General features: G+C 53.7%; 7 protein-coding genes. 3 read left to right on the forward strand and 4 right to left on the reverse strand.

The genetic code is table 11. The features are described from left to right. Positions 1–4,123, reverse strand: a 4,123-nt coding sequence (locus tag JW953_02350; GenBank protein MBN1991516.1) for a hypothetical protein, incomplete at its 3' end; no start/stop codon positions are given. A gap of 298 nt (positions 4,124–4,421) precedes the next feature. Between JW953_02350 and JW953_02355 the strand changes: the two genes are divergently transcribed. From JW953_02355 to JW953_02365, 3 genes are all read left to right on the forward strand, one after another. After that, positions 4,422–5,684, forward strand: a complete 1,263-nt coding sequence (locus JW953_02355; GenBank protein MBN1991517.1) for a histidine--tRNA ligase — start codon at positions 4,422–4,424, stop codon at positions 5,682–5,684. Between the two features lie 3 nt (positions 5,685–5,687). Further along, a complete protein-coding gene (locus tag JW953_02360) occupies positions 5,688–6,569 on the forward strand; it encodes an NAD(+)/NADH kinase (GenBank protein MBN1991518.1) in 882 nt (293 codons plus the stop codon). A gap of 71 nt (positions 6,570–6,640) precedes the next feature. Then, positions 6,641–7,450: a hypothetical protein gene (locus tag JW953_02365; GenBank protein MBN1991519.1), complete on the forward strand. Its 810-nt coding sequence runs from the start codon at positions 6,641–6,643 to the stop codon at positions 7,448–7,450. A gap of 151 nt (positions 7,451–7,601) precedes the next feature. Here the strand turns inward: JW953_02365 and JW953_02370 are convergent, their stop codons facing one another. The 3 genes from JW953_02370 to JW953_02380 all read right to left on the reverse strand — a co-directional run bounded on the left by JW953_02370 (position 7,602) and on the right by JW953_02380 (position 10,366). Then, positions 7,602–8,519, reverse strand: coding sequence for a sigma-70 family RNA polymerase sigma factor (locus JW953_02370; GenBank protein ID MBN1991520.1), 918 nt, complete (start codon positions 8,517–8,519; stop codon positions 7,602–7,604). Positions 8,520–8,650: 131 nt separating this feature from the next. Next, a complete protein-coding gene (locus JW953_02375; GenBank protein MBN1991521.1) occupies positions 8,651–9,346 on the reverse strand; it encodes an LON peptidase substrate-binding domain-containing protein in 696 nt (231 codons plus the stop codon). Between the two features lie 90 nt (positions 9,347–9,436). Continuing rightward, a complete protein-coding gene (locus JW953_02380) occupies positions 9,437–10,366 on the reverse strand; it encodes a GntR family transcriptional regulator (protein MBN1991522.1) in 930 nt (309 codons plus the stop codon). Between the last annotated feature and the right edge of the window lie 200 nt (positions 10,367–10,566).

Raw genomic sequence — 10,566 nt, forward strand, 5'->3', positions numbered from 1 at the left:
TGCCTACGTTTATCTGCCACGGCGTCCAAGTGTCTCCTCCATCGTCAGAACGTAAAATGTAACCGTAGACCCCGGCATAGACTACGTCAGGGTCTGCTGGGGCAAAATGGAGGGTGACTGCGGAACCATCCTCTGAAACCTGTTGCCAGTCAATGCCGCCGGTATCTGTTTTGTAGATACCCTTGTCTTTCAAAATCACCAATATTTCCAGGGGGTTGCCGGGATTGACGGCTACAGCCAGAGCTTCGCCTGCGGGCAAAGATTCAGGTTCCCAGGTAAAGGTACGCGGTTTGCTTGCGCTTATTTGCGCCAGTTCGCCATTCTCATTGCGGACCACTACAACTTGCCATTCGATATTGCGGGCCGTTGGGTCAGTATAGAACAGATTAGCCCACCGGAATATTTCCGGGGGTATTTCCCAGGAGGGAGCGGTCAAAAGCGGCGAATAATGTTGTTGGCCCTGGGGAGAGGTAAGTTTTACCCGGTAATATTCATCGGGGCCAAGCTCGCCCGTTGGCGCCCAGGCCGGTTGAGGCAGGGTATTGGCGCCACGAAAGATTGAGTCATCAGCGGGTTGAAGCAATTGAATTTCCACTACAGGCACGGCGGAAGGCGTTGCTGTAGGACGGGGGGTGGTTGTTGGCCTGGGGATTTTGGGGGAAGTGGAAGTTTGGGGGGGGAGGGGGGTGTCTGTTGGCCGGGGGGTTTTGGTTGGGGTAGGAGTTTTGGTTGGGGTGGGAGTGTCCGTTGCTATTGGTGGTATTTCAGGTGAAGCCGAAGGTAAGAGCGATATTGCGGTGACGGTTGGTGTTGGCGATCTTATCTCACTTCCGGCCCCTTCTCCAAAGAAGAGGGCTACGAAAAGTGTTAGGGCTATGATTGTTGCCCCAACAGCAGCCACCGGCCACCTGCGCCTGGCAGCGCCCACAAATCGTTGGGCAATGCCTTTCTCCTCAGTTTCAGCTAACCATTGCTGAATTTCCTCATCATCGGGCAGGGTCTCGTGCAAAATCTGGATGGCCGGCCTGGCCTGGGGCCAATAAGATGAATGTTGCGCCCGATACTGGCGGAACCTCTCCTTCAAACGGGTCGCCAGATCGCCATCGGCAGAGAAGTCGTCTAGGGCGCGTTTGTAAACTTCGGCTGCTTTTAGCAGATAACTGCGGGTTTGGGCCGGGGACTGATCGGCCTGGGCCAGGTACCAATCGCCTTGACCGGCGCGCAATTCGGCCAATTGACGATGGAGTTCCATATCGCCGGGGAACAGGCTGATCAGGCTATTCATGGCCCATTCAGCTTGCGCCCATTTGGGCAAAGCCGCTTCTTGTTGGTGTTCACTAAAGGATTGGAAAGAAGCTTTGAGTCTGGAGGTAATGAGATGGCGCTGTTTAAAGGGCAGATCAATCTCAATGGCTTCTTGGGCCAGGCGACGGGCTGCTTCCAAATCGGGAATGGCTCGTTGCAGGTGCCAATCAGCCTGCCCCACGTGCGTTTCGGCCAGCCAAAAACTCACCTCTTCGTCGCCGGGAAACAGGTAGACCAGCACTTCTATGGCCCGCTCGGCATGGTCCCACCGTAAGGCTTCTTCCTGCCGGCGGCGATAATCATTAAACGTTGTTTTGATCCGGCTCGCCATCTGCGGTTCAGCTTTGACATCATCCAGTATTTGCTGGATACATTCAACTGCTTCATTGAACGCGCCCCGGTCCAGTTCTACCTGGCCCAGTTTCAGCCCAACACTCGCCCGTTGGCGATAAGCCGGCTCTTTTTCAGGGGCAAGCTGAAGCCAATAGGTGATATCGTCCCAGGCTTGCAGATAGGCTTGATAGGCTCCGGGCAGGTTGTGCCCTTGATACAAGGCATCCCCCAATTCCTCCCGCGCCGCAGCTAACCCTTGATAGACCGGCACGTCTTCCCGACCCAGAATCTCCACCAAAACCAACATGGCTTCGGCAATCAATTTCCGGCCCTGGATAGTATCGTCTGATTGATGTTTGCGGCGATAAGCCTGAAAACCATCTTTGATCAGGTTGATAACCACCTCATTTGCCGGAATAGTGCTTAAGGCCCGCTGATACACCGTTTTGGCGTTGGTCAGGTCGCTCCGCCCCAGGTGAAACTCACCCTGCCGGCACAGGCTGTCGGCCAGCCGATTTCGGCTTTCAACATCATCCGGGAAAAGCTCAACCAGCAGGCTCAAGGCTGCCTCAACCTGGCGCCAGTGGGTGGCCTCCTCTTGCTGTTGGCTATAGCGCAAAATGTCGTTCTCAATCATTTGGCGCGGCGTATCATCGGCGGCCTCATCCAGCAGGCGACGATACACCCAGGCCGCCTCATCAAGTTGGTGCTGTTTTAGCAGCCAGCGCCCCCATTCCAAACGGAATCGCAACAACGCTTTCTGGTCGTCTTCAGCCTGGGAAACCTGACCGGCCAATTGTTTGGCCTGTTCGGCCGCCTCCCAGTTGTAAGCTGCTTCCTGGGCCTGGCTGTATTGGTCCAGCCGCTCCTTGATCCGGCGTTCCAGGGCTTTATCCGTTTTATGTTTAAGGGCCTGCTCATACAAAAGTCGTGCGGCAATTATCCCTTCACTTTCCAAACTCGCATCAGCCTCTTGGCGGTAAAACTCGCTCAAGCGGGTGTTGGCCAAAACGTGTTGTTCGTCCAACTTTAGCACTCGCTGATACTCTTGCCGGGCTTCCTCAATTCTACCTTCGGCTTCGAGTTGCTGGCCGTATTGGGCCCGGGCGTCGGCCAAACCAACCTGCGCATCTCTGGCTTCCCGTCCTCCAAAGCGTTCAACGTAGGTAAATTCATCAATGGCGGCCAACAAGTCGCCTGCTTTCAAGCGGGTGCGGGCCAACCAGAGCCGGGCTTCCACATAATCAGGATTGACGCCCAAGGCCCGACTGAAACTATCCATCGCAAACTCAATATCTTCCCGTTGATACGCGGTCAGGCCGGCCCGGAAAAAATCCTTGGCCGACTCATCCACCGCCACCCGGGTCAGTTCCGAGGTCACTTCTTCCAGAGAATGATTCTGCGCAATCCAGCGGCGCACCACTTCTACCGCAAAACCATACTGTCCTTTTTTATCCCGGTTGAGCACCTGGCGATCCACCAGCTTATCCGGCAAAGCGCGAAGTTCAACATCCGGCACCTGCACCCGCCGCATATCGCGCTCGGTAAGCAGTTGGTCAAGGGTGGCTTTGTTTTCCGCAACGGCCAGTTGGCCAATGGTGTACAGGGTAAAACGTTCAACCGGCGGCACTTCGTCCCAAAACCATTGCAACGCCGTTTGGCCGGCGCTGATTGCATCGTCAACCACCGCCTCCACGTGGGCCTCGGTTACCGTCCACTCCTCCTGATGCCGGGCTTCATTGAAAATTTTGTGACAAATCAACTGGGTGAAATAAGGGTGGCCGCTGGTCAAGGCCCAGATGCGTTCGATGGCGGCATCCTGGTAGGTGAGAATGTTTTGCGCCGGGCGGGTGATCAGTTGCAGGCAAGACTCACGTTTGAGCAGCGTAATCTGCCGGTCCAGGGCGCTCCGAAAAATCTGCAAATGTTGGGCCGACAAATCTTTTAACCGGCGGCCCACCACAAACAGAAACACTACCCGTTTGTCATCGCTTTGGATGATGCGATTGAGCGCCTGCACAAAAGGCAGAGCATCCAGGTCGGCCGGTCTATTATCCAAACTCAGCGCGTCGAATTCATCCAAAAGCAGCAGCAGCCGTTTATCGCCCAAGTGTTCATAAACATAAGGTAAAAAAATTCTGCGGAAGTATTCGGGGTCTTGTTGAAAATCGGCCCGGTTGGGGGCGGGTAGATGAAGTTGGTGGGCCATCTCGCGCGCCAGGCCATAAACCAGTTCTTCCAGCGGACTATCAACGCTGCTTTGCAGGTCAAAAATAACAGCCTGATAATCTTGCTCAGATTGGCGAGCAATTTGATGCAAAATAGAAGTTTTGCCAATGCGGCGCTGGCCGTAAAACACAATAACATTGTGCATGGGGGAAGCCAGCGTATCGTCAACAAAACGTAGCACATCCTGGCGACCAAAAAAGGTGTCGGGCTGGGTGGCGGGCGGGCCGGCAAAATAGGGGTTATGAATTTGTGACATATTGCGTCACCTGGTGATTGTTTCTGCAAAGCCGGGCTGTCTGTGGCGCGGCCAATTTTGGCCAGGGCAATTTAAATGGGTAACAGCCTGGGCTATTAAAGTTGTTAAGCAGAGGGTAAGTGCAGTATAACACAGATGAAGTCAAATTCAAAGTTTTTCTCGTTCCCACACGAGTTTTCTCGTTTCCAAACTGGGGTTGGGCCCAAACTGAGTGTGGGAATGGGAAAAGTTTAGACATCCCTCCCAAATTGGGCTATAATCTCCCCATTCAAAAACATCCCCCAGGAGCATTTGAACATTGACCACCTACAAACGCATTACCGGCATGCCCGACGTATTGTTTGACGACCAACCCTACTGGCGCTACATTATCGCCAAAATTCAAGAAACGGCCGACATGTTTGGCTACCGGCGGCTGGACGTGCCTTTGCTGGAACAGGCCGGCCTCTTTATTCGGGGCGTGGGCGAGGGCACCGACATTGTGGAAAAAGAGATGTATATTTTTGAAGACCGCGACGGTGACCAACTGGCCCTGCGGCCGGAATTTACGGCCGGCATCATGCGGGCCTACATTGAAAACGGCATGCACACCCTGCCCCCGCCTTTAAGAGTATGGACCTTTGGCCCCATTTTCCGCCATGAAAAGCCCCAGGCCGGGCGCTACCGGCAGCATACTCAATTTGACGTGGAAGTGATTGGCGAAAAAGACCCGGCCGTGGACGTGGAAGTGATCAACGTGGCCTGGCATCTTTTTGCTAATTTGGGTTTTTACGGGTTGCGGCTTTATATTAATTCTACCGGCTGCCCGGCCTGCAAACCGGCTTACGTGCAAACCCTGGTAAACTTTTTTAGCCGTTATGCCACCAAACTGCCGCCGGACGACCAAATGCGGCTCCAAAAAAATCCCCTGCGGATTCTGGACAGCAAAGAATCGTTTACCCAATCCCTGTTGCAGGATGCGCCTCACATCACCAATCACCTGTGCCCTGATTGCGCCGACCACTTTGCCCGGCTAAAAACCTACCTGGAGGCGTTGGAGCGGCCATACGTGATTGACTACCGGATTGTGCGCGGCCTGGATTATTACACCAAAACCGTTTTTGAGATCAAGGCCGACGGCCTGGGCAGTCAAGACACAATCTGCGGCGGCGGGCGTTACGATGGCCTGATTGAAGAGTTGGGCGGACCGCCAACGCCCGGCATTGGTTTTGGCTCTGGCATTGAGCGTTACGTGATTGCCCTGCGCCACCTGGGCCTGGAGCCGCCGCCCGAACCCTTACCCCAAGTGGCCGTCTCCTACTTGGGTGAAACGGCCAAGTTGGCTGCGCTCAAACTGGTTGACACGCTGCATCAAGAAAATATCGGCGCATTGTTGACGCCCGGTAACCGCAGTTTAAAGGCCCAACTCAAAAGCGCCAACCGCCTTGAGGCGGCTTTTGCCCTGATTTTGGGTGAAGACGAGGTCAAAGCCAACCAGGTGACGGTGCGAGATATGAGCAGCAGCGCGCAAACAACCCTGGGCCGGGAGCACGTTCTGGCCTGGTTGAAAGAGAGGCTGTAGCCCATGGTCCCCCCCCCGCAGGCCGCCGAGCCTGACCAACTGGCCTTTGGCCATGTGGGTATCCTGTATCATCCCAAGCTGGCCGAATCGCGGGTGATGGCCGCCGAGATGTTGGAGTTCATCGAAAATCTGGGGGCTTCAGCCTGGGTCAGTTCCAGTTGGAGCGAGACAGACATTAAAGATCATTTGCAGGATTTAGACTTGCTCATTACCCTGGGGGGCGACGGCTCAATGCTGCGGGCGGCGCGGCTGACTGCCGGGCGAAGGATTCCCATTTTGGGAGTCAACATGGGCCGGTTGGGGTTTTTAACCGAGGTGGAACCGGCCCAATGGCCCCAGCATCTCCGGCAAGCCCTTTTGGGCCAGTACTGGATTGAAGAACGCATGATGCTCCATGCCGAGCACCGCCGCGAGGGGCGGATTATCAATGCTTACGAAGCCTTGAACGAGATAGTGGTGAGCCGGGGGAAATTGGCTCGTGTGGTCCGGCTGCATACCTACATTGATGAAGGTTTCCTGACTACCTATACCGCCGACGGGATCATTATCGCCACCGCCACCGGCTCCACGGCCTACGCGCTGGCCGCCGGCGGCCCCATTTTGCCGCCGGAATTGGAAAACTTTCTATTGATTCCCCTGGCCCCCCACCTCAGCCTGGAACGAGCCATTGTGTTGTCTAAAGGCGCATGCGTTTGCGTGCAGGTTTCTACCGATCATACGGCCGTGCTAACTATTGATGGCCAGAGCGAAATTGAAGTGACCGACGGGGACGAAGCGATTATGAGCGCCGGCCCCTCGGTGGGGCGTTTTGTGCGCCTGCAAGAGCGAAATTACTTTTATCGCACCCTGATGCAGCGGTTGGGCTGGCCGCAAAGCAGAAAATAGATGTCCTATCAGGCGTGGTTTATTTGATATTTAACGCTCGATACCTGACCTTTAAAACAGGAGAGTAATCAATGCCCAATACCTCAACCCCAGATTTAGTAGAACAGGGCCTTACTGCCGCGCGGGTGGGCGACCTTGAAGATGCACGCCGTTTGCTGGAAAAAGCCACCCGGCAAACGCCGTATAATATTGAGGCCTGGTTGGGCCTGGCCGGGGTGGTTGAATCTCTGGTCGAAAAACAAGCGTGTTTCAACAAAGTGTTGGCCCTGGACCCCGCCAATAGTGAAGCCAAAGCGGGTCTGGCCTTGGTGGAGCAAAAGTTGGCGGCTCAATCCCAGGCCGAGGCTTCTGCTTTGCCAAAAGAGGATGTGGTTGAAGTTGAGACGGGCCTGGCCTATTGTTATCGCCATCCCAACGTGGAAACCGGCTTGCGCTGTAACCGCTGCAACCGGCCCATTTGCCCCAAATGCGCCCGGCGTACCCCGGTTGGCTTTCGCTGCCCGGATTGTATTCGGGAACAGGAGAATAAGTTTTACACCGGCGGCAATACAGATTATCTGATTGCAGCGGCCATTTCCTTTCCGCTATCATTGATTGCGGCGGGGTTATTTACCTTTATTTTAGGTGGGTTTTGGATTTGGTGGACTCTTTTAATTGGATTTTTTGTGGCCCCGGCCGTGGCCGGCTTTATTGCCGAAGCCGTGCGTTGGGGCGTGCGCAGGCGTCGTTCGCGTTATCTGGGGCGGGTGGTGGCCGGCTGTTTGATTTTGGCCACCCTGCCTTTTGGGTTATTTTCCTTGCTGGGTGGTGGAGGTGGCTTGATTGCCGCCGGTCTGTTTTTATTTTTGGGCACGACAACGGTTTTGGCCCGGCTGCGGTAACAACCTATAAGACTTACGCACGCTCCAGAGGTGACAATCACTTACAAAGTGACTGTCACCTCTGGAATGCATCAATGATTTGCGTAAGCGCCTAAATAAAAAAGCCCCTGGGGAAAAACCGCAGGGGCTTTTGCTTTACTGAAGCGTTTGTTTAATTCACAAAGCTGGCCAGGCGACCGGCCTGATCTGGCCGCCGCAATTTTGCCAGCGCCTCTTTTTCAATCTGGCGAATCCGCTCGCGGGTTAAGCCAAAACGTTCGGCCACGTCTTGCAGGGTCAAAGGCTGACCGTCGCGCAAACCGTACCGCAATTCAACAATACGGCTTTCGCGGGCGGTCAGGCCGGAAAGGGCTTGACGAATTTCGCTTTCCAGCAGGGTGGAGTCAACCTGGTCTTCCAGGTCCTGGGTCAAATCGTTTTCCACAAAGTCGGCCAGGATAGCGCCATCGTCGCCGATGGGTTCCTCCAAACTGAGAGTGTCCTGTCCATCCTTTAACAATTCGTGGATCTGTTCAGGCGCGTCTCCTGTTTGCGCCGCAATTTCTTCCAATTCTGGCGTGCGGCCCAAGGTTTGAGTCAGTTGGCCCATCACTTTACGGATTTTACCCAGGTGATCTACCTTATGCACGGGCAGGCGGATCACCCGCGTTTGCACCGCCACCGCTCGGCTCACGCTTTGCCGGATCCAGTAGCTGGCATACGTGCTCAACCGCACCCCTTTGCTGACGTCGAATTTGTCAATGGCCCTGATCAGGCCCAACACGCCTTCTTGAGAAAGTTCGGCCAGGGTCAAACCGTGTCCAGTATACTTGTTGGCAATACTAATCACCAGGCGGCCGTTGGCCTGGATCAGCATCCGCCGGGCCGCCTGACCTTCATCCACTTTGGCTTTAAGTTGGGCATCGTTACGCAAGGTTGCGTCTTTCCACATTTGGGCAGCGGCCTTTTTCCCTTCAAGCATCACGCGAATTAAGCGCTTTTCTTCGGCAGGGGATACAGGCGCAGTTGCCGCAAGATCAGCAATGCTCAATCTAAACAACGCTTCATCGGGAGCCCATGTTGTTGCCATACTATAATCACCTCATTTTTGTTAGATTTATAAATGTAACTCAACCTTAACCCTCTACTGCTGTACCAACCTGTACTTCTTTGCGGCATTGCGTTGTTTTTTGAGATTTTTTGTAGAGCGCTGGCAAAATTTCAATTTAAGGAATAGTCCACAAAAGGTAATCTTTGCACCTGCTGGTGAACCTGGTAAGCCCTTAACATATAGGTTAAAATTTGGTCTTCCTTATCCAGCATGCTCACCGTGTTGGCTATCAAGGCTCCTAGCGCTTCGGTGGCCAGGAGCTTTTGCTTATCAGCCAAAGGGCTTTGCGCGGCCGTACCGGCCAAAAAAGCCAGGGCCGCCGGGTCGGTGGGCAGGGTTGCTTCTGAAAGATCCTCGCCCGAAGCATCGGCCAGGTGGTCAATATAACGTTTAACAATTGAACGCAGCTTTTGCACCAGGTTGTCAACACGCTGCGCGTTATCATTCTGCATTGGAAAAGGGTCTACCCATCCCATCAGAAGATCATCTTGACCAAGATATATATCTTTGATAATAAATCTATCCTGTCCAACCGCAACCAGATTCATCCGGCCATCGTTCAGGTGTTCTACCGCGGCAATTTGAGCCGTGGTGCCAATGTGGTGCAAGTCGTTCAAATTGCCTCCGTTGGCCAATGAGACTAATTTGGTTTTGACTAACACTACGCCAAAAGGTTCGCCGCTATCCAAACATTCCCTGGTCATAGCCTTATATCGCTCTTCAAAGATGTGGAGCGGTAACATCATCCCCGGAAATAGAACCACATTGAGTGGGAAAAGGGGGATATTGGAGTTGTAGGCTAACATCAGGTTTCTCCTCAGCCTCTATTATTGATCTAATCCTTAACTATACTTATACGCTTACTACGACTCTAGTCTTCAATTGTTGCTCAAAAGTTACGCCCACTCTTGAATTTTTAACACAGCCTCTTCAATGGTATCGCCCAAATACAGGCCCGCCACATCCGGGGTTAAAGCCGGCGATTGGCTAAAAGCCGCCCCTCCAAAGGTTATCAACCTCTTGCCAGGGCGAGTATTAGCCCGGAATTCCTGGCTGAAGGCGGCCAATGCTTTGGCGGTTTGGGTGGTGGCCGCGGAAAAACAAATCAGGCGCGGCTGTACCATCTCCACAACCTCAACAAATTCGGTGGTGGTGATGTTTGGGCCCAGGTAGATCACCACAAAACCTCGCCGGCGCAGACTCAGGGCTAACAGCAGCAGCCCAATTTCATGCTGATCGCCCGGCGCGCAAGTGAGCAGGGCTTTTGGCCCGTCCTCACAGGGCACGGCGTTCACCATGGCTATCAATTGGGCGCGCAGGGTGGTAACGGCATAATTTTGAGCCAGCAGATTGGCTTCGCCGTTGTACCAACGTTGCTCAAGCTGCCGGATTACCCGCGGAAACAATTTTAGGGCCACCGCCTCCAGGGGATGAGCGGCCAACACTTCGCGGATGGTTCGCTCCACGCCCACGCCATCAAAAGATAACAACTGCTCTACTAATTTTTGCTGCAAATGCGTTTCGGCAATGTCGTCCAGCAGTAACTCCGCAAAACGGCCATTGTTATTTGTTCCCGATGGGTTGGCGTCGAGAATGTTGCTAACATACGTGCCTTTGCCCAGGCGGGTATAAGCGAATCCTTCGGCAATCAAAACTTGCAAAGCTTTTCTGGCCGTCATCCGGCTTAAATCATAATGCCGGCACAGTTCCCGTTCTGAAGGGAGCCTTTGATGAGCCAGGTAAATCCCCTGCTCTATTTGGCATTGCAACATTTCTTTAAGCTGCAAATAAACCGGCCGGGGATGCTGCTTATCCAAATGCATCACAACGCATTGGCCTTCCGTAGAGAATGTATACCAGTATATACCACCTAAAGCTATTTTAGCCTATTTTCAGGAAAATGTCAACGGTTTTTTGGTTGGCAAAGTAAATATTTAGTACTATTAACCTGAGTTCGGGATAAGGATTGAGTAAAAGTCACTCCTGCATGGTAAAATGGGGCAAAAATGAACCAGATAGACCCCCA

This window comes from Anaerolineae bacterium (assembly GCA_016931895.1).
GTDB lineage: Bacteria > Chloroflexota > Anaerolineae > 4572-78 > J111 > JAFGNV01.